Source organism: Pseudomonas sp. JL23, assembly GCF_056933585.1.
On sequence record NZ_CM167795.1, the window covers coordinates 3,222,231 to 3,247,056 of the forward strand.

At 60.0% G+C, this 24,826-nt stretch carries 18 protein-coding genes; 14 read left to right on the forward strand and 4 right to left on the reverse strand.

The window, feature by feature from the left end:
* Window positions 1-175 precede the first annotated feature (175 nt).
* The 3 genes from AC1Z24_RS15015 to AC1Z24_RS15025 all read left to right on the forward strand — a co-directional run bounded on the left by AC1Z24_RS15015 (window position 176) and on the right by AC1Z24_RS15025 (window position 5,245).
* Complete coding sequence (locus AC1Z24_RS15015) at window positions 176-2,104, forward strand: T6SS phospholipase effector Tle1-like catalytic domain-containing protein (RefSeq protein ID WP_483746324.1); 1,929 nt, start codon at window positions 176-178, stop codon at window positions 2,102-2,104.
* 174 nt (window positions 2,105-2,278) lie between these two features.
* Window positions 2,279-4,399 carry a putative bifunctional diguanylate cyclase/phosphodiesterase gene (locus AC1Z24_RS15020; protein WP_483746325.1) on the forward strand — a complete coding sequence of 707 codons (2,121 nt, stop codon included), beginning with the start codon at window positions 2,279-2,281 and terminating at the stop codon, window positions 4,397-4,399.
* A gap of 99 nt (window positions 4,400-4,498) precedes the next feature.
* Window positions 4,499-5,245 (forward strand): SDR family oxidoreductase, encoded by a 747-nt coding sequence (locus AC1Z24_RS15025; RefSeq protein WP_483746326.1) that lies wholly within the window; start codon window positions 4,499-4,501, stop codon window positions 5,243-5,245.
* A gap of 135 nt (window positions 5,246-5,380) precedes the next feature.
* On the opposite strand, the gene mapR is transcribed toward AC1Z24_RS15025, so the two are convergent.
* Window positions 5,381-6,811: a GntR family transcriptional regulator MpaR gene (gene mapR / locus AC1Z24_RS15030; protein WP_483746629.1), complete on the reverse strand. Its 1,431-nt coding sequence runs from the start codon at window positions 6,809-6,811 to the stop codon at window positions 5,381-5,383.
* Window positions 6,812-7,533: 722 nt separating this feature from the next.
* Between mapR and AC1Z24_RS15035 the strand changes: the two genes are divergently transcribed.
* The 3 genes from AC1Z24_RS15035 to glgB are packed head-to-tail and all read left to right on the forward strand — an operon-like array spanning window position 7,534 to window position 15,135.
* Complete coding sequence (locus tag AC1Z24_RS15035; RefSeq protein WP_483746327.1) at window positions 7,534-9,570, forward strand: alpha-1,4-glucan--maltose-1-phosphate maltosyltransferase; 2,037 nt, start codon at window positions 7,534-7,536, stop codon at window positions 9,568-9,570.
* Between the two features lie 13 nt (window positions 9,571-9,583).
* Window positions 9,584-12,907 carry a maltose alpha-D-glucosyltransferase gene (treS, locus tag AC1Z24_RS15040; protein ID WP_483746328.1) on the forward strand — a complete coding sequence of 1,108 codons (3,324 nt, stop codon included), beginning with the start codon at window positions 9,584-9,586 and terminating at the stop codon, window positions 12,905-12,907.
* Window positions 12,907-15,135 carry a 1,4-alpha-glucan branching protein GlgB gene (glgB, locus tag AC1Z24_RS15045; protein WP_483746329.1) on the forward strand — a complete coding sequence of 743 codons (2,229 nt, stop codon included), beginning with the start codon at window positions 12,907-12,909 and terminating at the stop codon, window positions 15,133-15,135. Before treS ends, glgB begins: the two co-directional genes overlap by 1 nt.
* A gap of 150 nt (window positions 15,136-15,285) precedes the next feature.
* Here glgB and AC1Z24_RS15050 read toward each other — a convergent pair whose 3' ends face one another.
* Together AC1Z24_RS15050 and AC1Z24_RS15055 are read right to left on the reverse strand one after the other, a co-directional pair.
* Window positions 15,286-16,494 (reverse strand): MFS transporter, encoded by a 1,209-nt coding sequence (locus tag AC1Z24_RS15050; protein WP_483746330.1) that lies wholly within the window; start codon window positions 16,492-16,494, stop codon window positions 15,286-15,288.
* Window positions 16,495-16,722: 228 nt separating this feature from the next.
* Window positions 16,723-18,309, reverse strand: coding sequence for an ABC-F family ATPase (locus AC1Z24_RS15055; RefSeq protein ID WP_483746331.1), 1,587 nt, complete (start codon window positions 18,307-18,309; stop codon window positions 16,723-16,725).
* Window positions 18,310-18,804: 495 nt separating this feature from the next.
* Between AC1Z24_RS15055 and AC1Z24_RS15060 the strand changes: the two genes are divergently transcribed.
* Window positions 18,805-19,230, forward strand: a complete 426-nt coding sequence (locus AC1Z24_RS15060; RefSeq protein WP_483746332.1) for a DUF3830 family protein — start codon at window positions 18,805-18,807, stop codon at window positions 19,228-19,230.
* 45 nt (window positions 19,231-19,275) lie between these two features.
* On the forward strand, window positions 19,276-19,623 hold the full coding sequence (locus AC1Z24_RS15065; RefSeq protein WP_483746333.1) for a 2-oxoacid ferredoxin oxidoreductase: 348 nt from the start codon (window positions 19,276-19,278) through the stop codon (window positions 19,621-19,623).
* A 161-nt stretch (window positions 19,624-19,784) separates the two neighbouring features.
* On the opposite strand, the gene AC1Z24_RS15070 is transcribed toward AC1Z24_RS15065, so the two are convergent.
* Window positions 19,785-20,114, reverse strand: coding sequence for a DUF6388 family protein (locus tag AC1Z24_RS15070; RefSeq protein ID WP_483746334.1), 330 nt, complete (start codon window positions 20,112-20,114; stop codon window positions 19,785-19,787).
* A gap of 297 nt (window positions 20,115-20,411) precedes the next feature.
* On the opposite strand from AC1Z24_RS15070, the gene AC1Z24_RS15075 reads away from it, so the two are divergent.
* The 6 genes from AC1Z24_RS15075 (at window position 20,412) to AC1Z24_RS15100 (ending at window position 24,796) form a co-directional block, all read left to right on the forward strand.
* Window positions 20,412-21,260, forward strand: coding sequence for a transporter substrate-binding protein (locus AC1Z24_RS15075; protein WP_259103791.1), 849 nt, complete (start codon window positions 20,412-20,414; stop codon window positions 21,258-21,260).
* Window positions 21,261-21,324: 64 nt separating this feature from the next.
* Window positions 21,325-21,987: an amino acid ABC transporter permease gene (locus AC1Z24_RS15080; protein ID WP_259103972.1), complete on the forward strand. Its 663-nt coding sequence runs from the start codon at window positions 21,325-21,327 to the stop codon at window positions 21,985-21,987.
* Window positions 21,988-21,996: 9 nt separating this feature from the next.
* Window positions 21,997-22,659, forward strand: a complete 663-nt coding sequence (locus AC1Z24_RS15085; RefSeq protein ID WP_483746335.1) for an amino acid ABC transporter permease — start codon at window positions 21,997-21,999, stop codon at window positions 22,657-22,659.
* Window positions 22,656-23,447: an amino acid ABC transporter ATP-binding protein gene (locus AC1Z24_RS15090; RefSeq protein WP_483746336.1), complete on the forward strand. Its 792-nt coding sequence runs from the start codon at window positions 22,656-22,658 to the stop codon at window positions 23,445-23,447. The genes AC1Z24_RS15085 and AC1Z24_RS15090 overlap by 4 nt, the downstream gene beginning before the upstream one ends.
* 21 nt (window positions 23,448-23,468) lie before the next feature.
* Window positions 23,469-23,861: a RidA family protein gene (locus AC1Z24_RS15095; protein WP_259103787.1), complete on the forward strand. Its 393-nt coding sequence runs from the start codon at window positions 23,469-23,471 to the stop codon at window positions 23,859-23,861.
* A gap of 170 nt (window positions 23,862-24,031) precedes the next feature.
* Window positions 24,032-24,796, forward strand: a complete 765-nt coding sequence (locus AC1Z24_RS15100) for an IclR family transcriptional regulator (RefSeq protein WP_483746337.1) — start codon at window positions 24,032-24,034, stop codon at window positions 24,794-24,796.
* The last annotated feature ends 30 nt before the right edge of the window (window positions 24,797-24,826 follow it).

Genomic DNA, 24,826 nt, shown 5'->3' on the forward strand with positions numbered 1-24,826 from the left:
GCATGTCTGAAAGATGCTTGGCCATTAAGCGGTATCCATCTGTAGCACCCGACTCAAACTAGTGTCGGAATGAAGGATTTCTGGTTGTATGTATAAAACATGTGTCAATGAGCCGGTTTATGCACCGGCACCTTTTCCCCGCGAGGGTCGGTTGTCCATTGATCCGCAACAAGTCATGGCAAATTACTATAAACAAGTGGGCGAGGATCGCTCGTCGGGCGAATCACCGGCGCCGCATAATCTGCATATCAGTGTTTTCTTCGATGGCACCCGGCATAACGAAACCTACGATACCCGTCAGGCCGCGCCGCCGTGTCCGACCAACATCGCTCGTCTGTACCACGCCACCCTGGCAGAGCCGCAGGATGGTTACTTCGCTTGTTACATCCCCGGCGTCGGCGCTCCTTTTCCGGAGATCGGTGAGCTTGACTTCACTACCCTGGGCATGGCCTTCGCCAATCGGGGTGAAGACCGGATCAACTGGGCGTTACTGCAAGTGGTCGATGCCCTCACCGTCGCGTTGACCGGGCAGTCTCTGCCGACAGCGATCCTGCAGGACAAGCTTCGCGCCATGGCGACCACCTGGCCGCTGACGGCGCTGGGCAAGGGACGGCGACGCCGAGCGCTGGCATCGCTGCTCAAACCGCTGCGGGCCAGACGGGTAGCCGGTCAATCCGTACCCGCGCAGATCAGGCTCTATATCTATGGCTTTTCCCGCGGTGCGGCCCAGGCGCGGACCTTTGTCTGTTGGTTGAGCGAATTGCTCCTGACCTCACGCGACGCGGTGATTCCTCAGCAGCAGGTGTTGGGTATTCCTCTGAATATCGAGTTCCTGGGCCTGATCGATACCGTGGCCTCGGTAGGCAGTGCCCGTGCCACCCCCTTTACCGAAGGGCATATGGACTGGGCCGACGGCACTCAGTCACTGCCCGACAGTGCGCGCTTTCCGGGCTTGATCAAGGTGTGCCGCCACTATGTTGCTGCCCATGAGCAACGTTTGTGCTTTGCCCTGGACTCGATTCGCTACACCGATGGCTACTACCCCGATTTTGCTCGTGAGGTGATTTACCCTGGCATGCACTCGGACGTCGGCGGTGGTTACGCGCCAGGTGCGCAAGGCAAGGCTCGTGGAGGGCAGGGCGAATTGCTCTCGCAGATTGTCTTGCACGACTTATATGCCGCCGCGTTTGCTGCGGGTGCGCCCCTTACTGTGACGCAATTACCGGACGCGCTGCTGCAGACCCAGCCGCAGCGCCAGATGAGTCAGGCGGTGCAGCAGGAGTTCGAGATCAGCGCGCAGTTGATCGAACGCTTCAATGCCTGGCGTGACACCCTGAGCATGCATGAGGAAGCCCGTTGCCCGGCGACCGCAAGCTATGAAGTCACACGCATGAGATGCAGCCTGGAGGAAATTCTGGTCGAACAGTTGGGTTGGTTGACCGGTTGGAGGATTGAACGCTATGGCCGTGGCAGCTATGCCAACCAGCCCTTTTTCGGCTTGGCCACGCAGGCTAATACTTCCCGGCAGGCCGCGTTGAAGGCCGAGCGTCAGGCCGAGATCGACGCCATCAAGGATCAGCGCGGCAAGATCCGTGGTCAGCCCGATGAGTTGCAGATCCTCAAGCGCTATATCTGTCCGCCGCCTTACCAGGCGAGCATCGATCAGCAGCAGATGCGCGAGGCCGCCATTGAGTTCGAGCATGACTATCACGGTTGGCGACGCAACCAGACCAGTACGGCAGGTTGGGTGGCGGACGTCCTGCTCAAGGATACGATTAACCTGCTCAACGACGATGACGAGCGGCGCGAGCACAAGCAGATCAAGAGCATTGGCGAGCAATGTCGCCAGAAACTGTTTGATGAGTCCTTGCCGCTGGCTGCATTGATCGCACTGCTTGACGAGCAGGTGCATGACTCCCGTGCCTGGTTCCTGCACGACACCATTGGTTCACGGGAGCTATGGGGAAATTATTTCCGCTATCGGACGGTGATTTTTGACAGTCGTACCAACAAGCGTGTGACGTCGGCCAAAAAGATTGGACGGATGGTCGGCGTGAGCCTCGTACTCGGAGCGTCTGCCGCAGTGGCGGGAGGGCTGGCTTAAGCGTCGTAGGGGCTACCGGGAGGGGGAGAAGGTTGACATAGAATGCGCGACGACGGGCGGCGTGGCAAAGAGCCATATTTCCCGAAGGAAAACCTCTACAAGTCCCTTGGCTCTTGTACAATTGGCACTTATTGCGTGCATGGAGGCTCCTCTCCTCGTGGGTCTTTCCAAACTATGATTGGCAGTTACTCTCCCTCCCTCGTCTTGATTTCCACTTTGGTGGCCATTCTTGCTTCCTATACCGCCCTGGATCTGGCCGGGCGCATCGCCTCGGCCCGAGGTCGTGCTGCCTGGTGGTGGATGGCCGGTGGGGCGTTCTCCATGGGAGTGGGCATCTGGTCCATGCACTTCATCGGCATGCTGGCCTTCGAGCTGCCCATCGATCTGGGTTTCGATCTGGGCATCACCCTGCTATCGCTGCTGATAGCCATGCTCTCGTCGGGCTTTGCCCTGTGGCTGGTCAGCCAGCCGCAGCTGCCCAAGCTGCAGTTGGTCCTGGGAGCCTTGTTCATGGGGGCCGGTATCAGCGCCATGCACTACACGGGCATGGCCGCCTTGCGCATGGAGCCGGGTCTTACTTACGAGCCGGTGTGGCTGATCCTGTCGTTTGTCATTGCCATCGTCGCCTCGGGCGCCGCGCTGTGGATTGCCTTTCGCCTGCGCCAGCAAACGCCCTGGGTCAAACTGGTTCGGGGCGGGGCAGCGGTGATCATGGGGCTGGCGATTGTCGGCATGCATTACACCGGCATGCTCGCAGCGAACTTCGCGGACAACAGTTTCTGTGGCGCACTGATCAACGGCATTCGCTCCGACGGTCTCTATAGCCTGGTGCTGATCACCTGCCTGGCCGTGTTGACGATCACACTGATGGCGTCGATTCTCGATGCGCGGATGGAAGCCCGTACCGCCGAGCTGTCCAACTCCCTGCGCAAGGCCAACCGTGAGCTGACCCACCGTGCCCTGCATGATCCATTGACCGGCCTGCCCAACCGTGAGCTGCTGGCGCAACGCATCGAAGAGGCGATCCAGCGTGTCAGCGGCACAGGCGGCTGTTTTGCCCTGATGTTCATGGACCTGGACAGCTTCAAGCCGGTCAACGATGCCTTCGGCCATCATGTCGGCGATCAGTTGCTCTGTGACGTGGCGGCGCGCTTGCGCGGCAACCTTCACCATGAAGATACCCTGGCGCGCATCGGCGGTGACGAGTTCGTCCTGCTGGTGGAGCTGCGTCATGCCGAGGATGCGGCGTCCATTGCGGCCCGTCAGGTCAGCGTGGTGTGCCAGCCGTTCGCCCTGGCCGAACATACCGTGCAGGTCTCGGTCAGCATCGGTATTGCCATTTATCCGGGTAAGGGCCTTAACGCCCATGAGCTGTTGATGAATGCCGACGCCGCCATGTATCACGCCAAGGCTGCCGGCAAGAACGGTTACAGCTTCTTCGAAACCTCGATGAATACCGATGCGCGCAACCAGTTGCAGCTGTTGCAGGATTTGCGCCTGGCCCTGCGCGAGAAGCATTTCTGCCTGCACTACCAGCCCAAATTCGACGCCGCCAGCGGCCAGCCGGTGGGCGCCGAAGCGCTGCTGCGCTGGAATCACCCGGAGCAAGGGCTGGTCGGACCGGACCGTTTTATTGGCCTGGCAGAGAAAACCGGGCTGATCATTCCCATTGGCGAATGGGTGCTCGATGAAGCCTGTCGGCAGATGCGCGAATGGTATGAGCTGGGTTATGTGAACTGGCGCATCGCGGTGAACCTGTCGGCGTTGCAATTCTGTCACGCGGGCCTGGTCGATACCGTAGCGTCGGCGCTGGTACGTAACCGGTTGCCAGCCAATTGCCTGACCCTGGAAATCACCGAAACCACCGCCATGAGCGATGCCGATGCGAGCATGGAAGTGTTGCAGCAACTGGCGGACATGGGCGTAGACCTGTCCATCGACGATTTCGGCACCGGTTATTCAAGCCTGATGTACCTCAAACGCCTGCCAGCCAACGAGCTGAAAATCGACCGTGGCTTCGTCCGCGATCTGGAACAGGACAGCGATGACGCGGCAATCGTTTCGGCAATTGTCGCCATGGGTCAGGCGCTTAACCTGCGTATCGTTGCCGAAGGCGTCGAAACTGACCAGCAGCAGAGCTTCCTTACCCGTCTGGGGTGTGATTCGTTGCAAGGCTATCTGCTGGGCCATCCACTCCCTGCACAGCGCTTTATCGCCGATATCCATAGTGGCGAAGCCCGTCGATTGGCGCTGGCAAGCGGCGAACAGGCAGCATCGTCGGCCGGCGGCGTTTAACGCCATTCGCTGACACGATGCGCCTGACGGTCAGCTGTGCCTTTGCGACTGACCGGGTTTGGCTATGATATGTGTCTGCAACTGTTACGAGATCTATCCATGGAAAAAGTCCTCCTGATCACTGGCGGTTCCCGTGGCATCGGCGCGGCCACGGCGCTGCTTGCCGCCCGCCAGGGTTATAAAATCGCCATCAATTACTTGTCCGATCAGCAGGCCGCCGAGCGCACCTGTGCGCAGGTGCGCGAGCTGGGTGCCCTGGCCATCACTGTGCAGGCCGATGTCAGCAATGAAGACGAAATCATTCGTCTGTTTGCCAGGGTCGATGCCGAACTGGGGCCCGTGACCGCCTTGGTCAACAACGCCGGGACCGTGGCCCAGTCGTCGCGTCTGGAAGACATGTCCGAGTTCCGCATGCTCAAGATCATGACCTGCAACGTGATCGGGCCGATGCTGTGCGCCAAGCACGCCTTGCTGCGCATGTTGCCGCGCCATGGCGGGCAGGGTGGCAGCATCGTCAACGTGTCGTCGGTCGCCGCACGTCTGGGGTCACCGGGCGAGTACGTCGACTACGCCGCCTCCAAGGGCGCGCTGGACACCTTCACCATCGGTCTTTCCCGGGAGCTGGCGGGCGAGGGCGTACGGGTCAATGCGGTGCGGCCAGGCTATATCTTCACCGACTTTCATGCCCTGAGCGGCGATCCTTCGCGGGTCAGCAAACTGGAACCGGGCATCCCCATGCAACGCGGCGGCACCGCTGAAGAAGTGGCCGAGGCGATTGTCTGGTTGCTGTCGGACAAGGCCTCGTATGCCACCGGGACCTTTATTGATCTGGGCGGTGGGCGCTGAGGTGCTGCCCTCGATCATTTTGTGGGACCGGCTTTAGCCGGGAAGAGGGCATGCGGCCGCTGGAAATTTATCGATCCTGCCTGCCTACGCCTTCCCGGCTAAAGCCGGTCCCACACGCATCCCGCACAGGTCTTGTCAGGCTGCGAGCAACGACCGAATAATCCGCCCCAGGGTCTCCATCGCCTTCTCGCAATTGTCATCCCATGGGCTGCCGTAGTTCAGGCGAATGCAGTTGGCAAAGCGCCGGGTCGCCGAAAAAATCGGCCCCGGCGCGATGCTGATGCCTTGCGCCAGGGCCATCTTGAACACCTTCAGCGAATCCAGCTGTTCCGGCAGTTCCACCCACAGGAAGTAGCCGCCCTGGGGCTGACTGACCCGGCTCTGGCCCGGAAAATAGCGGGCGATGGCGGCGAGCATGGCTCGTTGCTGGTCTTCCAGGGCATAGCGCAGGCGCCGCAGATGGCGGTCGTAGCCACCATGTTGCAGGTAGTCGGCAATCGCTGCCTGGGCGGGCATGGAGGGCGACAGCGAAGTCATCAGCTTCAGCCGTTCGACCTTCTGCGCATAACGCCCGGCCGCGACCCAACCGATCCGGTAGCCCGGAGCCAGGCTCTTGGCGAACGAACCGCAGTGCATTACCAGACCCTCGGTGTCGAAGGCCTTGGCCGGTTTCGGCGCGTGCTGGCCGTAATACAGTTCGGCGTAGACATCGTCCTCGATCAGCGGCACCTGGTGCTCGCGCAGCAACTCCACCAGCGCCAGCTTGCGGGCTTGCGGGACATTGGCGCCGGTGGGGTTCTGAAAGCGGGTCATGCACCAGCAGGCCTTTACCGGGTGCTTTTCCAGGGTCTGGGCCAGGACCGCCAGGTCGATGCCGTCCCGCGGATGCACGGGGATTTCCACCGCCTTGAGCTTGAGCCGTTCCAGCACTTGCAGGCAGGCGTAGAACGCCGGGGCTTCGATGGCGACCAGATCGCCCGGCTCGGTGACCGCCTGCAGGCACAGGTTCAGGGCTTCCAGGGCGCCGTTGGTGATCAGCAGTTCTTCCATGGGCAACATCAGGCCGCCGACCATGTAGCGCAGGGCGATCTGCCGACGCAGTTGCGGATGCCCCGGCGACATGTCAGTCACCACCATGCGCGGGTCCATTTCCCGGCTGGCCGTGGCCAGGGAGCGCGACAGGCGCTGCAGCGGAAACAGCAGCGGGCTGGGGAAGGCCGAGCCGAACGGCACGGTGTTGGGGTCCTTGATCGAGTCGAGGACCGAGAACACCAGTTCGCTGACATCGACTTCGGTGGACTCATTGACCGTGCTATGGGCCTGGGGCTCGAGGAACGGCTGCGGGGTGTTGCCGACGAAGCTGTTATTGACGAAATAGCCCGAGCGCGGCCGGGCACTGATCAGGCCACGCCGCTCCAGCAGGTAATAGGCCTGGAACACCGTGGACGGACTGATGCCGTGGGTCTGGCTGGCATAGCGTACCGAGGGCACGCGCTGACCGGGGCCGAGCACGCCACTGCGGATCAACTCTGCAATGTCATCGGCATATTTCTCGTAGCGCTTCATGCTGTCTGGCGCTCTGCTTGATGGGGTTGGCATACGTTACTCGATCAACGGTTGAGCGGGGCAACGAATCGACTCGTTGCGGTACTTTGAATTACGCGCTGGTACCGCACTGGCACAGGGTGCGCAACAGGCCGCCCCGTTGGCTGAGGCTGGGCTTGCAGGGGGGATGCCTACACAGAAGCTGGGCGGGAATTCGCTGGTTCATGGTGGAACTCACAGGCGGCAATGGAATGCGTGCACTGTGCGGGGCAATCTGTTTGCAGAACAGATTCAGGTTTTTAAATTAAAACCATATCAGATGTTCTGCAGGCGACGGCAAACACCCTGTAGGAGCGAGGCTTGCCCGCGAAGAGGCCAGATTGACCGACGCATAACTTGCATCAGATATACCGCTTTCGCGGGCAAGCCTCGCTCCTACAAGGGGTTTATCGGGTCGAATAACGGGTAACACCATAATCCGTCATCGCCTCCGCTTCGCCATTGACCCGCATCAGGCTTCTTTCTTGCTTTGCCTTTGTCTGTGGGGCGGGTGGGCTACGCTCCACCCGCAGCGAGGAAAGTCTTTGAACTTTTCTCATTGAGCAGCGTTCGGACTTTAGTGGGAGCAGGGCAGGCGGGTATCCCATCTCGCCCTGGCTCGAATGAATTTCACTGCACGGATTAGCAAAAGAGCGCCGCGAATGCCCCGTACTGGAGCATTCGGGCGTGAGGAGTGACGCTCGATGAATGTGACTGCCGACCAGCCTTATGGCCCGGATTCCCTGGCTACCGATGTATCCCAATCTTCTCGTCCACTGCCGCTGACCCAGGCCCTGCAATTACCCCGCATTGTTATCGAGGACACGACGCCGGTCATTGACGGCGGCTTGTTCGCGGCCAAGGCCATTGTCGGGCAGCCGGTCACGGTGACAAGCAAGGTCTACGCCGATGGCCACGACAAGATGGCTGTAAGGGTGTGCTGGCGCGCCGCGGATGCGCAGGAATGGCAAACGGCGCGTTTGCTCGAACTGGGTAACGACAGCTGGACGGGTGAGTTCGTCCCCGATCAGGTCAGCCGCTATGACTTCCGCCTGGAAGCCTGGATCGATCAATACGCCAGCTATTGCTACGAGCTGGAAAAGAAATTTCACGCTGCCGTGCCCATCGAACTTGAGCTGGAAGAAGGCCGCCTGCATCTATTGCATGCCGCCGAACGCAGCCAGGGTGAATTGCGCGGGCAGATCGAAAGCGTGCTGCAGCGTCTGGAGCAGACCGATCTCGACGGTCGCGTAGCTTTACTGCTTGACGGTGAGACCGCCGCCGCCATGGCCCAGGCTGACCCCCATGCCTATCTGAGTCGCAGTATCGATTTCCCTCTGGATGTGGAGCGGGAACGGGCGCAGTTCGCCAGTTGGTATGAGCTGTTTCCCCGCTCGATCACCGATGATGCCAAGCGCCATGGCACCTTCAATGACGTGCACTCGCGCTTGCCGATGATTCGCGACATGGGCTTTGACGTGCTGTATTTCCCGCCGATCCATCCCATCGGCCGCGCCCATCGCAAGGGGCCGAATAACTCCCTGACCGCCGGCCCCGACGATCCCGGCAGCCCGTACGCCATCGGCAGCCCTGACGGCGGTCATGAAGCGATTCACCCGCAACTGGGCTCCCGTGAAGATTTTCGCAATCTGGTCGCTGCTGCGGCCGATCATGGACTGGAAATCGCTCTTGATTTCGCCATTCAGTGTTCCCAGGATCACCCGTGGCTCAAGGAGCATCCGGGCTGGTTCTCCTGGCGCCCGGACGGCACTATCCGTTACGCGGAAAACCCGCCGAAGAAATACCAGGACATCGTCAACGTCGACTTCTATGCCGCCGATGCCATTCCCAGCCTGTGGCTGGAGCTGCGCGATATTGTGCTGGGGTGGGTCAACGAAGGGGTAAAAATCTTCCGCGTCGACAACCCGCACACCAAGCCGCTGCCGTTCTGGCAATGGATGATCGCCGATGTGCGCAGCCAGCACCCGGAGGTGATGTTCCTTGCCGAGGCGTTTACCAAACCGGCAATGATGGCCCGGCTGGGCAAGGTCGGTTACTCCCAGAGCTACACCTACTTCACCTGGCGCAACAGCAAGGCCGAACTGTCGGAATACTTCGCCCAGCTCAATCAGGCGCCATGGCGCGATTGCTACCGGCCGAATTTCTTCGTCAATACCCCGGATATCAACCCGCCATTTCTGCATCACTCCGGGCGTCCGGGGTTTCTCATTCGTGCAGCCCTGGCAACCATGGGCTCGGGCCTGTGGGGCATGTATTCAGGCTTCGAGCTGTGCGAAGCGGCACCGGTGCCGGGCAAGGAAGAGTACCTGGACTCGGAGAAATACGAGATCCGTCCACGGGACTTCACCGCGCCGGGCAATATCATCGCCGAGATCGCCCAGCTCAATCGTATCCGCCGACAGAACCCGGCGTTGCAGACCCACCTGGGCCTGCGCCTGTACACCGCCTGGAACGACAACATCCTTTACTTCGGTAAACGCAGTGCCGACGGCAGCAATTTCATTCTCGTTGCGGTCAGCCTCGATCCTTATAACGCGCAGGAAGCACATTTCGAGTTGCCTTTGTGGGAAATGGGCCTGGCCGACGATGCCCAGACCCAGGGTGAAGACCTGATGACCGGGCATCGCTGGACCTGGTACGGCAAGAGCCAATGGATGCGCATAGACCCGGCTTACCAGCCGTTCGGTATCTGGCGCATCACGTCTTCGAACCCGGCTTGAGGAGCATCCGTACATGGCCAAGAAAACCCGGAACGCAGCCTTTATCGAAGACCCGCTGTGGTACAAGGATGCGGTGATTTACCAGGTTCACGTCAAATCCTACTTCGACTCCAATAACGACGGGATCGGCGACTTTCCCGGCCTGATCGCCAAGCTCGACTACATTGCAGAGCTCGGCGTGAACACCATCTGGCTGCTGCCGTTCTACCCGTCGCCTCGGCGTGACGACGGCTATGACATTGCCGACTACCGTGGCGTGCACAACGATTACGGCACCATGGCCGATGCCAAGAAGTTCATCGCCGAAGCCCATAAGCGCGGGCTGCGGGTGATTACCGAGTTGGTCATCAACCACACCTCCGATCAGCACCCATGGTTCCAACGCGCCCGGCATGCCAAGCGCGGCTCGAAGGCGCGGGATTTTTATGTCTGGTCCGACAGCGATCAGAAATATGACGGCACGCGCATCATCTTTCTCGACACGGAAAAGTCCAACTGGACTTGGGATCCGGTGGCGGGCCAGTACTTCTGGCACCGTTTCTACTCGCACCAGCCAGACCTGAACTTCGACAACCCTCAGGTGATGAAAGCGGTGCTGGAAGTCATGCGCTACTGGCTGGACATGGGCATCGACGGCCTGCGCCTGGACGCGATTCCGTATCTGATCGAACGCGATGGCACCAATAACGAGAACCTGCCGGAAACCCATCAGGTGCTCAAGCAGATCCGTGCCGAGATCGATGCCAACTACCCCGACCGCATGCTGCTGGCCGAAGCCAATCAATGGCCGGAAGACACGCAGCTCTACTTCGGCGACAGCAAGGGCAAGGACGGCGACGAATGCCATATGGCCTTTCACTTCCCGCTGATGCCGCGCATGTACATGGCCGTGGCTCAGGAAGACCGCTTTCCGATCACCGATATCCTGCGCCAGACCCCGGAAATCCCGGAAAACTGCCAGTGGGCGATTTTCCTGCGCAACCACGATGAGCTGACCCTGGAAATGGTCACCGACCGTGAGCGTGACTACCTGTGGAATTACTACGCCGCCGACCGCCGGGCACGGATCAATCTGGGCATTCGTCGACGCCTGGCGCCATTGGTACAGCGTGATCGGCGCAGGGTGGAACTGCTTAACAGCATGCTCCTGTCCATGCCGGGCACGCCGACTCTGTATTACGGCGACGAAATCGGCATGGGCGACAATATCTATCTCGGCGACCGCGACGGCGTGCGTACCCCCATGCAATGGAGCATCGACCGAAACGGTGGTTTCTCCCGCGCCGATCCGGCCAGCCTGGTGCTGCCGCCGATCATGGATCCGCTCTACGGCTATCAATCGATCAACGTCGAGACGCAGAACAACGATCCGCACTCGCTGCTCAACTGGACCCGGCGCATGCTCGCCGTGCGCAAGCAGCAGAAAGCCTTCGGTCGCGGCACCCTGAAAATGCTCTCGCCGAGCAACCGCCGCATCCTCGCCTATACACGCGAATACACCGGGCCGGACGGCAAGACGGAAATCATCCTCTGCGTATCTAACGTCTCCAGTGCCGCACAGGCTGCCGAGCTTGAGTTGTCCCAGTACGCCGGCATGGTACCGGTGGAGATGCTCGGTGGCAGCGCCTTTCCGCCCATTGGCCAGTTGAATTATCTGCTGACCCTGCCGCCTTATGGCTTCTACTGGTTTGCCCTGGCGGCGGAAAACCAGATGCCGAGCTGGCACGTGGAACCGGCGCAAAGCCTGCCGGACTTCACCACTCTGGTATTGAAGAAACGTATGGAAGAACTCCTCGACGAACCGTTGCGCGGTACCCTGGAAAAAACCTCTCTGGGCCAATACCTGCCCAAGCGCCGCTGGTTCGCTGGCAAGGGCCAGCCCATCGATAACGTGCACATTGCTTATGGCGTACGCTTTGGCGACGCCGAGCGGCCGGTGCTGCTCAGCGAAATCGAGGTTTCAGCGGGCGAGCACCAGGGTCGTTATCAGCTGCCGTTGGGCTTCCTCGCCGAAGACGACTTCAGCAGCGCCTTGCCTCAGCAGCTTGCGTTGGCCCGAGTAAGGCGTGGGCGCCAGGTTGGCCTGATCACCGATGCCTTTACCCTGGAGCCGTTCATTCACGCGGTCATCAAGGGTATGCAGGACAATACCGTGCTGCAAAGCAATAACGGAGAGCTGCGCTTCGAGCAGACTGCCCATATGGCCGGTCTGGGGCTGAACGAGGCATCCGAAGTGCGTTACCTGTCTGCCGAGCAGTCCAACAGTTCTGTGGTCGTCGGCGGCGCACTGGTCCTGAAGATGATTCGCCGGGTCGCCGCCGGGACTCACCCGGAACTGGAAATGGGCGCCTATTTGACCAATGCCGGTTACACCCATATCTCGCCGCTGCTGGGTTCGGTGGTGCGGGTCGAGGAGAGCGGGCAGGGCAACCTGCTGATGATTGCCCAGGGCTACCTGAGTAATCAGGGCGATGCCTGGGAGTGGACCCAGAACAACCTGGAGCGCGCTGTACGTGATGAGCTGGCCCATGGCCTGTCCGGCCAGGATCAGCATTTCAATGCGCTGCTGGAACTGGCTGATTTTTCTCGTCTGCTGGGCCAGCGCCTGGGCGAGATGCACATGATTCTGGCGGCACCGACCCGCAACAAGGACTTCGTTGCCGAGCCGACTTCGCTCAAGGACAGCCAGGCCAGCGGCAAAAGCGTCGCTGCCCAGGTGGAGCGTGCCTTACAGTTGCTCGAACAGCATAAGGAGAGCCTGGAACCGGGCGATCAGCCGTTGGTGCAGTCCCTGCTGGGCAAACGCAAGCAGTTGCTCGCCCATGTGCAGGACCTGGCCAAGCGTTCGGTGGGCGGTCTGCGCATGCGCGTGCATGGCGACCTTCACTTGGGCCAGGTATTGGTAGTCAAGGGCGATGCCTATCTGATCGATTTCGAGGGCGAGCCTGCCCGGCCGCTTGAAGAGCGTCGGGGCAAATACAGTCCGTTCAAAGATGTCGGTGGCGTATTGCGTTCTTTCGATTACGCTGCGGCCATGGCCGTACGCAGTGCCCAGAGCGTGGATAGCTCTGCCGAAGCGAGCGCTGCTCGCCAGCGCGTCGCGCAAACCTATTTGACCCAGGCACAGGAGGCGTTCATGCAGGGCTATCGTTTAGCTACTGCAGAAATGCCCCACGCGTGGAAAGACCCTCAGGGGGAAAGTGCCGCACTGGAACTCTTCACCCTGGAAAAAGCCGCTTATGAAGTGGCCTATGAAGCCGAGAACCGCCCAGGCTGGCTGGCGGTGCCGTTACGCGGTTTGCATGGGCTGCTGAGCCTGTCTGATGGAGATGCATGATGAATTCCCTTGATAAGAACGGCGCGGCCTCCCAGCTATTGCCCGCCGCCGTAGACATGGACGCGCTGATCCGCGCCGAACACCGCGACCCCTTTGCCATCCTCGGCCCCCATGGCGATGGTGGCCAGGGCCAATACATTCGCGCCTATCTGCCCGATGCCTTGAGCGTGCGGGTACTGGCCAAAGACTCCGGCGAAGAGCTGGGTGAACTGCCGATGACTGACGTGCCGGGCTTCTTTGCCGGGCATTTCGACCACCGCATGCCCTACCTGCTAAAGGTCAACTGGGCCGGTGGCGAGCAAATCACCGAAGACCCCTATAGCTTCGGCCCCTTGCTCGGTGAAATGGACCTGTACCTGTTCGCCGAAGGCAATCACCGTGACCTGAGCAGTTGCCTGGGTGCACAAGTGATGGCCGTAGACGGTATCGACGGCGTACGTTTTGCCGTGTGGGCGCCTAATGCCCGGCGGGTTTCCGTAGTAGGCAGTTTCAATAACTGGGATGGCCGTCGTCATCCCATGCGTCTGCGTCATCCTTCCGGCGTGTGGGAAGTGTTTGTCCCACGTCTGCAACCGGGGGAAACCTACAAGTACGAAATTCTCGGCAGCCACGGCATCCTGCCTCTCAAGGCCGACCCGGTGGCCCTGGCCACCACCCTGCCGCCGGACACCGCTTCGAAAGTCGCCGCGCCTCTGCGCTATGAGTGGCAGGATCAGCAATGGCTCGACAGTCGCACCGCGCGCCACGCCGCCGATGCGCCGCTGTCCATCTATGAGCTGCATGCCGGCTCCTGGCGCTGGCACCATGGCGGTGAGGGCGAGGCGGATCGGCCATACAATTGGCACGAACTGGCCGATAACCTGATTCCTTACATTAAGGACTTGGGCTTCACCCATATCGAGCTGATGCCAATCATGGAACACCCGTTTGGCGGTTCCTGGGGTTATCAACTGCTGTCGCAATTCGCCCCGTCGGCGCGTTACGGCTCGCCGGACGATTTCGCCGCCTTCGTCGACGCCTGTCACCGCGCAGAAATCGGCGTGATCCTCGACTGGGTGCCGGCGCATTTCCCCACCGATACCCACGGCCTCGCGCAGTTCGACGGCACCGCGCTGTACGAGTACGGCAATCCCCAGGAAGGCTTCCATCAGGACTGGGACACGCTGATCTACAACCTCGGTCGTACGGAAGTGCATGGCTTCATGCTGGCTTCGGCGCTGCATTGGCTCAAACATTTCCACGTCGATGGCCTGCGGGTCGATGCTGTGGCCTCGATGCTCTACCGCGACTACTCGCGCAAGGCCGGGGAGTGGGTGCCCAACCGTTACGGCGGCCGGGAGAATCTGGAAGCCATCGACTTCCTGCGCCATCTCAATGATGTCGTAGCGCTGGAAGCGCCGGGTGCCTTGGTGATCGCCGAAGAGTCCACGGCCTGGCCGGGCGTGACCAACACCACGCAGCAGGGTGGCCTGGGCTTCAATTACAAATGGAACATGGGGTGGATGCACGACACCCTGAAGTACATCGAGCAGGACCCGATCCACCGCCAGCATCATCACGATCGGTTGAGTTTCGGCCTCGTGTACGCCTGGTCGGAGCGCTTTATCCTGCCGATTTCCCACGACGAAGTGGTGCACGGCAAACACTCGCTGATCGACAAGATGCCCGGTGATCGCTGGCAGAAATTTGCCAATCTGCGTGCCTACCTGAGCTTCATGTGGACCCATCCCGGCAAGAAGCTGCTGTTCATGGGCTGCGAATTTGGTCAGTGGCGCGAGTGGAACCACGATACCGAACTGGACTGGCATTTCCTCGACTACAGCGAGCACAAGGGTGTGGTGACGTTGGTCAGTGACCTGAACCGTTTGTACTGCTCGGAAAAGGCCCTGCATGACCAGGATTGCGTACCCATGGGCTTCCAGTGGCTGATCGGCGATGACTCTGCCAACAGCGTCTATGCCTACCTGCGCTGGAGCAAGGAGGGCGAGCCGATCCTGGTAGTGGCTAACCTGACGCCGGTGCCGAGGGAGGGCTACCGCATTGGCGTGCCATTTAGCGGCGTGTGGAGCGAGCTGCTCAACAGCGATGCCCAGACCTATGCCGGTTCCAATATGGGCAATGGTGGCGGCGTGCAGGCCGAGGAGATCAAGAGCCATGGACAGCCGATGTCGTTGGCTCTGGACTTGCCGCCGTTGGCCGTGTTGATTCTCAAGCCAAGGGCGCAATAACAGCAGCGCCAGCATCAATTGTGCAGGCGCTGCCTGACCAAGTGGTGGGACCGGCTTTAGCCGGGAAGCGGATAGGGCTGACGATAGAAATGTATCGATCCTGCCTACGCTTTCACGGCTAAAGCCGTTCCCACCTTGTTTCTATGCTTGCTACCCTGCCTTTCGCGCCCGCGCCGACAGCAACATAGTCAACCCAAGCCCAATCAAGGCAAGCAACGCCGCGCTGAAGAAAATCCACGTATAGCCCAGATTCAACGCAATCGCGCCCATCACCGGCCCGGCAATCGCCAGGGCCAGATCGAAAAACACCGCATATGAACTCAACCCTGAACTGCGACTGCTGACCGGCACCTGCTTGATCGCCTCGACGCCGAGGGCCGGATACACCAGGGACAGGCCGAAACCAGTGAGCCCTGCGCCCATCAACGCCACTGCCGTATTCGGCGCCAGCCACAGCAGGACCAGGCCCAGGGTTTCGACGATCATGCACAGGATCGCCGAATGGAAACCGCCAAAACGGTTGATTGCGCCGATAAACAGGATCCGCGCAACGATAAAGCACAGACCGAACACGCTCAGGCAATACGCCGCGCCTTCCCAGCCCAGGCTGACGTAATACAGGGTAATAAAGGTGGTCAGAGTGCCGTAGCCGATGGACGCCAGGGTCAGGCTGACGCCATAAGGGGCCACCCGACCGAACACGGCCCAGAACGGCAGGCGCTCGCCGCGAATCACCGGCACCGAAGGCTTGTTGCGGATGATCAGCAGCGCCATGCCCGCCAGCAGGAACAGTACGATCCCCAGGCTGCTGAAGCCCCAGGCCGAGGTCATCACCACGCCCAGCGGTGCGCCAATGGCGATCGCGCCATACGAAGCGATACCGTTCCAGGAGATCGACCGCGCCGTATGTTCAGCGCCTACCTTGCCGATGCTCCAACTGATGGTGCCAACGCCGATCAGCCCTTGGGAGATCCCCAGCAGCAAACGGCCGACGATCAACACCAAAAGGCTGGCCAGGGGCAGGCTTTCCAGCAACACCGCGAACAGCGTCAACACACCACTCACGGCAATGCCGCTCAAGCCCCAGACAATCGCCCGCTTGGTGCCGACGCTGTCCGACATGCGCCCGGCGAAAGGACGGCTGAGCAGGGTGGCCAGGTACTGCGAGCCAATGGTCAGCCCGGCAATCACCGCACTGAAACCCAGCTGGTTGTGCACATAGCCGGGCAGCACTGCAATGGGCAGACCGATGCAGAGGAAGGCGATAAAAGTGTAGAAAACGATGGAAATGATTTGCAGCGTGACGCTCATCGAACCGGGTTTGGCGGCGACAGGGTCAGGCGTGGGATCGGCAGACATGGGTACTCATTCGCGGGCAGGCGGTAGACGTACGACATCATCGCCCGAGGCCGTGGCAAATGAAAGCAGGCTAACGATATTGTCCGTTATGGCCTGTTACACATGCAAAAAAGCCCTGTCATCACGACAGGACTTTTCATATTACCCGTGGGACCGGCTTTAGCCGGGAGGACGGCCTCGCGGCTAAAGCCGCTCCTACGGTTTTGTGTGATGTTCTGCAGGACTGAATCAGATAACAACGCCCTGGCTACGCAGGTAATCGTCGTAGGTACCGCTGAAGTCGGTCACGCCATTGGGGCTCAGCTCGATGATGCGCGTGGCCAGGGACGATACGAACTCGCGGTCGTGGCTGACGAAGATCAGCGTGCCCGGATAGTTTTCCAGCGCCAGGTTCAGCGCTTCGATGGATTCCATATCCAAGTGGTTGGTCGGTTCGTCCATGATCAGTACGTTCGGCTTTTGCAGGATCAGCTTGCCGAACAGCATCCGGCCTTGCTCACCACCGGAAATCACCTTGACCGACTTGAGGATCTCGTCGTTGGAGAACAGCATCCGGCCCAAGGTGCCGCGAATCATTTGCTCGCCCTGGGTCCACTGACCCATCCAGTCGAACAGGGTGACGTCGTCTTCGAAATCGTGGGCGTGGTCCTGGGCGTAGTAGCCCAGCTCGGCGCTCTCGGTCCACTTGACGCTACCGGCATCCGGAGTCAGTTCATTGACCAGGGTGCGCAGCAGGGTGGTCTTGCCGATACCGTTCGGGCCGATGATCGCCACGCGCTCGCCGGCTTCAACCTGGAAGCTGAAATCCTTGAACAGCGGCTTGCCGTCGAAACCTTTGGCCATGCGCTCGACGATGACCGCCTGACGGTGCAGCTTCTTGGTCTGTTCGAAACGGATGAACGGGCTCACGCGGCTCGATGGCTTCACTTCGGCCAGCTGGATCTTGTCGATCGCCTTGGCGCGGGAAGTGGCCTGCTTGGCTTTCGAGGCGTTGGCCGAGAAGCGGCTGACGAAGGATTGCAGTTCGGTGATCTGCGCCTTCTTCTTGGCGTTGTCCGACAGCAGTTGCTCGCGGGACTGGGTCGCGACGGTCATGTACTCGTCGTAGTTGCCCGGGAACAGGCGCAGCTCGCCGTAGTCCAGGTCAGCCATGTGGGTGCACACGCTGTTCAGGAAGTGACGGTCGTGGGAGATGATGATCATCAGGCTGTTGCGCTGGGTCAGCACGTTTTCCAGCCAGCGGATGGTGTTGATGTCCAGGTGGTTGGTCGGTTCGTCGAGCAACAGCACTTCCGGATCAGAGAACAACGCCTGAGCCAACAGCACGCGCAGTTTCCAGCCTGGCGAGACTTCGCTCATCGGGCCGAAATGCTGTTCGATGCCGATACCCAGACCCAACAGCAGTTCACCGGCGCGGGATTCGGCGGTGTAGCCGTCCATCTCGGCGAATTCGGTTTCAAGCTCGGCCACGGCCATGCCGTCTTCTTCAGTCATTTCCGGTAGCGAGTAAATGCGATCGCGCTCGGCCTTGACCTTCCACAGCTCTTCGTGACCCATGATCACGGTATCGATCACGGTGAATTCTTCGTAGGCGAACTGATCCTGACGCAATTTACCCAGGCGCACATTCGGCTCCAGCATCACCTGACCACCGGAAGGGTCGAGATCGCCGCCCAGGATCTTCATGAAGGTGGATTTACCGCAGCCGTTGGCGCCGATCAGGCCGTAACGGTTACCGCCGCCAAACTTGACCGAGACATTCTCGAACAAGGGTTTGGCGCCGAACTGCATGGTGATATTTGCTGTGGAGATCAATTACTTTACCTATCAATGACTTAGGTTAGGTTGCTGACAACCTGAACCGATTCGATACCAATTTTGAGTTTTGCCGGCTCACTCAAATCCGAGCCTGAGTTGATCATCGCGCAAACGTCTAAAGCAGCATCGACAGGGATGTGTCGAGCTGCGCGGGAAGATGTATGCGGGGTTCATGCCAGACTTTGGGCGGCATTGTCGCATAGGTGTGACGACAGTTGTACGACGGTCAGTGTTTGATTGGTCGGGCATGTGGGTGGTTTGGCATCTCCGGTTGCCCGAGGAGCATCAAAACAAGGCTTTTGCTTCGTCACTGGCGGACAAAAACTGACCGCCTCGATTGGAATCCGATTTTTGCAAGAACAACGGCATTCCTGATACACAACTGCCCATCGGCAAACAATAATCCGTTGGTACGGCGCAAACGCTTCTCTTTGATTGAAGGCACGCTTGAATCATGCTGATCTATGTTCACCTCCAACCATGAGATCAGCCATGACCACCCTCAAAATCACCGCCGGTGGCTTTTCCTTCCTCGCCCAAACCAACCCTGACGCCCCGCAGACCGTGGCAGCGTTCCTGCAGCTGCTGCCTTACCGCCAGAAATTCATCCATGTGCGCTGGAGTGGCGAAGGCTGCTGGGTGCCGCTGGGCGATTACCAACTGGCGCTGGACGGCAAGTCCATCGGTTTTGAGAACGCCACCAGCCATCCTTCGGTGGGCGATATCCTGTTTTATCCCGGCGGCTATAGCGAAACCGAGCTGCTTGTGGCCTATGGCTCCTGCTGCTTTGCCAGCAAGATGGGGCAACTGGCGGGCAATCATTTCCTGACCATCGTCGAAGGCAAGGAAAACCTGCGCAAGCTGGGGGTCAAGACCTTGTGGGAAGGTGCCCAGGATGTGCTGTTCGAACTGGCGTGATGCGGGGGCGATGATAGAATCGCGCTTTTTCCGCAAAGGCATGCCATGAAAACTCTACTCTGTGTACTCACTGCCGCGTTGCTGGCCGGGTGCGCCGCGCCTTCAGGGATGGCGCGCTCGGGTGGCCCGAAACAGACCCTGACCAGCGACAAGCCAGACGCCGCCGTGGCGCAATGCCTGCAGATTGCCTGGCAGGATGAAAAACTGTTCGGCAACAGCTTCGATGTGTTCATGAACCCACGGGGCGAGGGCGGTCATACGGTGTTTACCACCGAGAATGAATTCTTTGCCGATGTGTATGCCCAGGGGCGGGGGACGCTGGTCGAGTACTACACCAAGCGCAGTGGCGATGTGTCGGAGCGGCGTGTGGCGGCGATTGCGACCTGTCTTTAATAGATGATCGTCGTGCTGCAATAAACCATGTGGGAGCCGGCTTGCTGGCGATGGCGCCGGATCAGTCAATGACGGTTTTTGCGAGCGCTTCGCACTCGATCGCCACCCAGGCGGCTCCCACACATGGCAAGTCGACCGACAGGATTGCATTGCCATCCGGATCAGGCCCGTAAGCCATTCAACTCGCAATACTCCGCCCATTCCATCCCGGCCATCTCGGCCACTTCCTTATGCACCTCAAGACGCTGCGCCTCGAATTGCTGGGGTGATTCGGCAGTGAGTTGCAGGGTCAGTTCCCAGGCAAACAATCCCAGGCGTTGCGCTTCTTCCTCGAAAGCTTCATGCAGGCGTTCGTCGCGAAATTGCTGTTGCGTCAGCCCTGCGGCCTGGGCAGCAAGGGGGTTGAGGTGGTCCAAGGTTTCCTGCAAAGCGGGGCGAGCCGTGAGAAAGAGTGCCAGCGCACGTTGATGCGGCTGTTCGGGCAGGGACATGGTGCTCCTGGGAGTCGTATGGATGTAACTGCGAATATAGCACTGCGCCTTTGTGGCGCAATCGCGCACAGCATTGGGGCCTTGTTACCCAGTCCTGGGTGGGCCGGTAGCAGACGGTTACCCCTCGCATTTACGCCAGCGGCCGCTACGGCAATTGTTATTACCTTGATCTAAATCGCTTTTTTCGGGCTTGCCAGGGCCATGGGGTTCTGTGGCACACTTTCTGCTGTCTATTCCGTTGTTACATACTTAGTTCCGGTATAACGGAATAACACTTATCTCGGCGGAGTTCATGTCATGCATCGCGGACCTTCCTTTCTAAAAGCTTGTGCATTTGCGCTGGCGGCAACAGCCACCCTGGTCACTTCGGTGCAGGCAGCCGACAGCAAACTGGATACGGTATTGAAACGCGGCACTCTGGTGGTCGGCACCGGCAGCACCAACGCCCCTTGGCACTTCCAGGGCGTCGACGGCAAGCTGCACGGCTTCGATATCGATATCGGGCACATCATTGCCAAAGGTCTGTTCAACGACCCGAGCAAGGTCGAATACGTGGTGCAGTCCTCCGATGCGCGAATTCCCAACCTGCTGACGGACAAGGTCGATATCACCTGTCAGTTCATCACTGTCACCGCCAGCCGCGCCCAACAGGTTGCCTTCACCCTGCCGTATTACCGCGAAGGCGTCGGCCTGCTGTTGCCGGAAGCGAGCAAGTACAAGGAAATCGACGACCTCAAGGCCGCCGGTTCCAGCGTTACCGTGGCCGTGTTGCAGAACGTCTACGCCGAAGAACTGGTGCACCAGGCCCTGCCTCAGGCCAAGGTCGATCAATACGACAGCGTTGACCTGATGTACCAGGCCGTCAATTCCGGGCGCGCCGATGCTGCTGCCACCGACCAGTCCTCGGTCAAGTACCTGATGGTGCAGAACCCTGGCCGCTATCGTTCACCGGCTTACGCATGGAGCCCGCAAACCTACGCCTGCGCGGTCAAGCGCGGCGATCAAGACTGGCTGAACTTCGTCAACACCACCCTGCATGAAGCCATGACCGGTGTGGAGTTCCCGATGTACGCAGCGTCATTCAAGCAATGGTTCGGCGTGGATCTGCCGACGCCTGCGATCGGTTTCCCGATGGAATTCAAATAAGTCGAACCTTGATTGATGGGGCAGGGTGGGCCGCAAGGCTTGCCCGTCCCTGGTATTGCTGACCATGAACTATCAGTTGAATTTTTCCGCCGTGTGGCGCGATTTTCCCAGCCTGCTGGCGGGATTGGGGCTAGGCCTTGAGCTGGCACTGATCTCCATTGCCATCGGTTGCGTGATCGGCCTGATGGCGGCTTTTGCCTTGTTGTCGCGTTATCGCGCGCTTCGAGTGCTGGCCTCGGTCTACGTCACCGTGGTGCGCAATACGCCGATTCTGGTGCTGATCCTGCTGATCTACTTTGCCTTGCCGGGCCTGGGCATACGCCTGGACAAACTGTCCTCGTTCATCGTCACCCTGTCGTTCTATGCCGGGGCCTACCTGACCGAAGTGTTCCGCGCAGGCCTGTTGAGCATTCACAAGGGCCAGCGTGAAGCCGGGTTGGCCATCGGCCTGGGCGAGTGGCAGGTGCGCGCCTACATCCTGGTGCCGGTGATGCTGCGCAACGTTTTGCCGGCGCTGTCCAACAACTTTATCTCGCTGTTCAAGGACACCTCCCTGGCCGCAGCCATTGCCGTGCCGGAACTGACCTATTACGCACGCAAGATCAACGTCGAAAGCTACCGGGTGATCGAAACCTGGCTGGTGACCACGGCGTTGTATGTCGCTGCCTGCTATCTCATTGCCATGCTCTTGCGCTACCTCGAACAGCGCTTGGCGATACGCCGTTAGGAGGCTGTGATGAATCCACCACTCACTTGGTTGCAAGTGCTCTGGGCCGCCCGGGAAACCCTGTGGTCAGGCTTTTTGACCAGTATCCAGTGCTCGGCCCTGGCGATTGTCTGCGGCACGTTCATCGGCCTGTTCGCCGGGTTGGCCCTGACCTACGGCAACACCCTGACACGCCTGCCGTTTCGCCTGTATGTCGACTTGATTCGCGGCACACCGGTATTCGTTCTGGTACTGGCCGTGTTTTACATGGCCCCGGCCCTGGGCTGGCAGATCAGCGCTTTTCAGGCCGGCGCTCTGGGCCTGACGCTGTTCTGCGGTTCCCACGTTGCGGAAATCGTTCGCGGCGCGCTGCAGGCCATTCCCCGCGGGCAACTGGAGGCGGGCAAGGCCATTGGCTTGACGTTTCAGCAGTCCCTGGCGTACGTGCTGTTGCCCCAGGCGCTGCGGCAGATCCTGCCGACCTGGGTCAACTCGTCCACCGAGATCGTCAAGGCCTCGACCCTGCTCTCGGTGATCGGCGTTGCCGAATTGCTGCTCAGCACTCAACAGATCATCGCCCGGACCTTCATGACCCTGGAGTTCTATCTGTTCGCCGGTTTTCTGTTCTTTGTCATCAACTACGCCATCGAGCTGCTCGGGCGATTCATCGAAAAACGGGTGGCCTTGCCATGATCGAAATCTCAACCGCAAAAATCGCCCCGGCCCTGCTGAGCATTGAAGGCCTGCACAAGTCTTATGGCGAGGTCGAGGTGCTCAAGGGCGTCGACCTGCGCATGAACAAGGGCAACGTGGTGACGCTGATTGGCTCGAGCGGCTCAGGCAAGACCACTCTGCTGCGCTGCGTCAATCTGCTGGAAGAGTTCCAGGGCGGGCATATTCGTCTTGACGGTCAGGACATCGGCTACAGCGACATCGACGGCAAGCGCGTGCGTCATGCCGAGCGGGTCATCGCTCAGCACCGCGCCATGACCGGCATGGCGTTCCAGCAGTTCAACCTGTTTCCGCACCTGAGCGCCTTGCAGAACGTCACGTTGGGCCTGCTCAAGGTCAAGAAGATGCCCAAGGATCAGGCCGTCGCACTGGCCGAAAAATGGCTCGACCGGGTCGGCCTGCTGCAGCGTCGCGATTACTTTCCGGGGCAACTGTCCGGCGGTCAGCAGCAGCGCGTGGCCATTGCCCGGGCCATTGCCATGAATCCCAGCCTGATGCTGTTCGATGAAGTCACCTCGGCTCTCGACCCCGAACTGGTTGGCGAAGTGCTCAGCGTGATCAAGGACCTGGCCGAAGAGGGCATGACCATGTTGCTGGTCACCCACGAAATGCGCTTTGCCTATGAAGTGTCAGACCAGATCGTCTTCATGAATCAGGGCCGCATCGAGGAACAGGGCCCACCCAAGACATTGTTCGAGCAGCCGAAATCCGCGCGCTTGAGCGAATTCCTCAAGAACATCCGCTTTTAAGCTCACTGACAGGAGATCCCCATGAGCATTACTCGTTACGGTGCAGGCAGCACCGCTGGCGGCGGCCAGCCCCGTCCTTTCGCCCGTGCCGTCGAAGCCGATGGCTGGCTGCATGTGTCCGGCCAGGTGCCTGCCGTTGATGGCGAGATCATCAATGGCGGTATCGTCGAGCAGACCCACCAGACCATGAAGAATCTGGTCGCGATCCTGACCGAAGCCGGTTATGAGCTGAAGGACGTCGTGCGTGTCGGCGTCTGGCTGGAAGATCCACGGGATTTCTGGAGTTTCAATAAGGTCTTCGGCGAATACTTCAGCCCCGAACACGCCCCGGCCCGGGCCTGCGTGCAGGCCAATATGATGGTGGACTGCAAGGTTGAGATTGATTGCATTGCCTACAAGAAAAAGGCGGTGTAATTCGACGCATAGTTGAATTGAAATGAGGTTTTGTAGGAGCTGCCGAAGGCTGCGAAGGCGTTTTAAAGTCATTCGCAGCCTTCGGCAGCTCCTACAGATTGCGTGTTTGCAGCACGATAGCGGCGTAACCGGGCGTAGAATCCGCGCCACATTCCCAGGACAGCACCGACATGACCGAAGACACCATCAAACGCAGGGCCCGTGGCCTGGACCGGGCGTTCGATATTCTCGATTTCCTCAAGGAAAAGGGTACGCCCCTGCGGCCCAATGAAATCGCCAGCGGCATCGGCAGCCCGAAATCGACCGTCTATGAACTGGTTGGTTCGCTGCTGGAACGGCGCATCCTGGAAACCGTCGGCAAGGACGGCCATGTCTATCTGGGCCGACAATTGTATTTCCTTGGTCAGGCGCACCTGCGCCATTTCGACTTCACCCGCGAAGCCGAAGCCAGCCTGGGCGAGATCGTCAGCCAGACCCGGGAAACCGCGCAAATGTGCCTGCTCAACGGGCGCAAATACACCGTGGCGCTGATGAAAGAGGGCGAACGGCACTTCCGTATTTCTTCGGATATCGGCGAAGACGCGCCGATTCCCTGGACGGCTTCCGGTCGCCTGTTGCTGGCCCACTTGAGCGACCAGGCGATCCGCGACCTGATCGACCCCGAGGATTTCATCCTGCCCGACGGCGAGCGCCTGCCGCTGCAAACCTTTATCGAGCAAATTCGTCGCGCGGGCGAAGAGGGCTTCTTTTCCTTCGACAGCGTCGCCGACACCTTTACCCATTGCTTCGCCGCCCCGGTCCGGGACGAACACGGTATCTGCATGGCTACCCTGTGCATCGTCGCGCCCCGGGCCGACGCGAAGAAAAACTACGACGAGTATCGCCGGGTGCTGATCGACAGCGCCAACGGCCTGGCTCGCCGAATCAATGATTGATGGGGCTGAGATCCAACCCCATCCAATGCC

Excerpts from the sequence above, each read along its gene's own strand:
- AC1Z24_RS15090 (WP_483746336.1), top strand. The coding sequence starts at position 22,656 with ATGATCGAAATCTCAACCGCAAAAATCGCCCCGGCCCTGCTGAGCATT.
- AC1Z24_RS15085 (WP_483746335.1), top strand. The coding sequence starts at position 21,997 with ATGAATCCACCACTCACTTGGTTGCAAGTGCTCTGGGCCGCCCGGGAA.
- AC1Z24_RS15025 (WP_483746326.1), top strand. The coding sequence starts at position 4,499 with ATGGAAAAAGTCCTCCTGATCACTGGCGGTTCCCGTGGCATCGGCGCG.
- AC1Z24_RS15050 (WP_483746330.1), bottom strand. The coding sequence starts at position 16,494 with ATGTCTGCCGATCCCACGCCTGACCCTGTCGCCGCCAAACCCGGTTCG.
- AC1Z24_RS15015 (WP_483746324.1), top strand. The coding sequence starts at position 176 with ATGGCAAATTACTATAAACAAGTGGGCGAGGATCGCTCGTCGGGCGAA.
- AC1Z24_RS15080 (WP_259103972.1), top strand. The coding sequence starts at position 21,325 with ATGAACTATCAGTTGAATTTTTCCGCCGTGTGGCGCGATTTTCCCAGC.
- AC1Z24_RS15035 (WP_483746327.1), top strand. The coding sequence starts at position 7,534 with ATGAATGTGACTGCCGACCAGCCTTATGGCCCGGATTCCCTGGCTACC.
- glgB (WP_483746329.1), top strand. The coding sequence starts at position 12,907 with ATGAATTCCCTTGATAAGAACGGCGCGGCCTCCCAGCTATTGCCCGCC.
- AC1Z24_RS15060 (WP_483746332.1), top strand. The coding sequence starts at position 18,805 with ATGACCACCCTCAAAATCACCGCCGGTGGCTTTTCCTTCCTCGCCCAA.
- AC1Z24_RS15075 (WP_259103791.1), top strand. The coding sequence starts at position 20,412 with ATGCATCGCGGACCTTCCTTTCTAAAAGCTTGTGCATTTGCGCTGGCG.
- AC1Z24_RS15065 (WP_483746333.1), top strand. The coding sequence starts at position 19,276 with ATGAAAACTCTACTCTGTGTACTCACTGCCGCGTTGCTGGCCGGGTGC.
- mapR (WP_483746629.1), bottom strand. The coding sequence starts at position 6,811 with ATGAAGCGCTACGAGAAATATGCCGATGACATTGCAGAGTTGATCCGC.
- AC1Z24_RS15070 (WP_483746334.1), bottom strand. The coding sequence starts at position 20,114 with ATGTCCCTGCCCGAACAGCCGCATCAACGTGCGCTGGCACTCTTTCTC.
- AC1Z24_RS15095 (WP_259103787.1), top strand. The coding sequence starts at position 23,469 with ATGAGCATTACTCGTTACGGTGCAGGCAGCACCGCTGGCGGCGGCCAG.
- AC1Z24_RS15020 (WP_483746325.1), top strand. The coding sequence starts at position 2,279 with ATGATTGGCAGTTACTCTCCCTCCCTCGTCTTGATTTCCACTTTGGTG.
- AC1Z24_RS15100 (WP_483746337.1), top strand. The coding sequence starts at position 24,032 with ATGACCGAAGACACCATCAAACGCAGGGCCCGTGGCCTGGACCGGGCG.
- treS (WP_483746328.1), top strand. The coding sequence starts at position 9,584 with ATGGCCAAGAAAACCCGGAACGCAGCCTTTATCGAAGACCCGCTGTGG.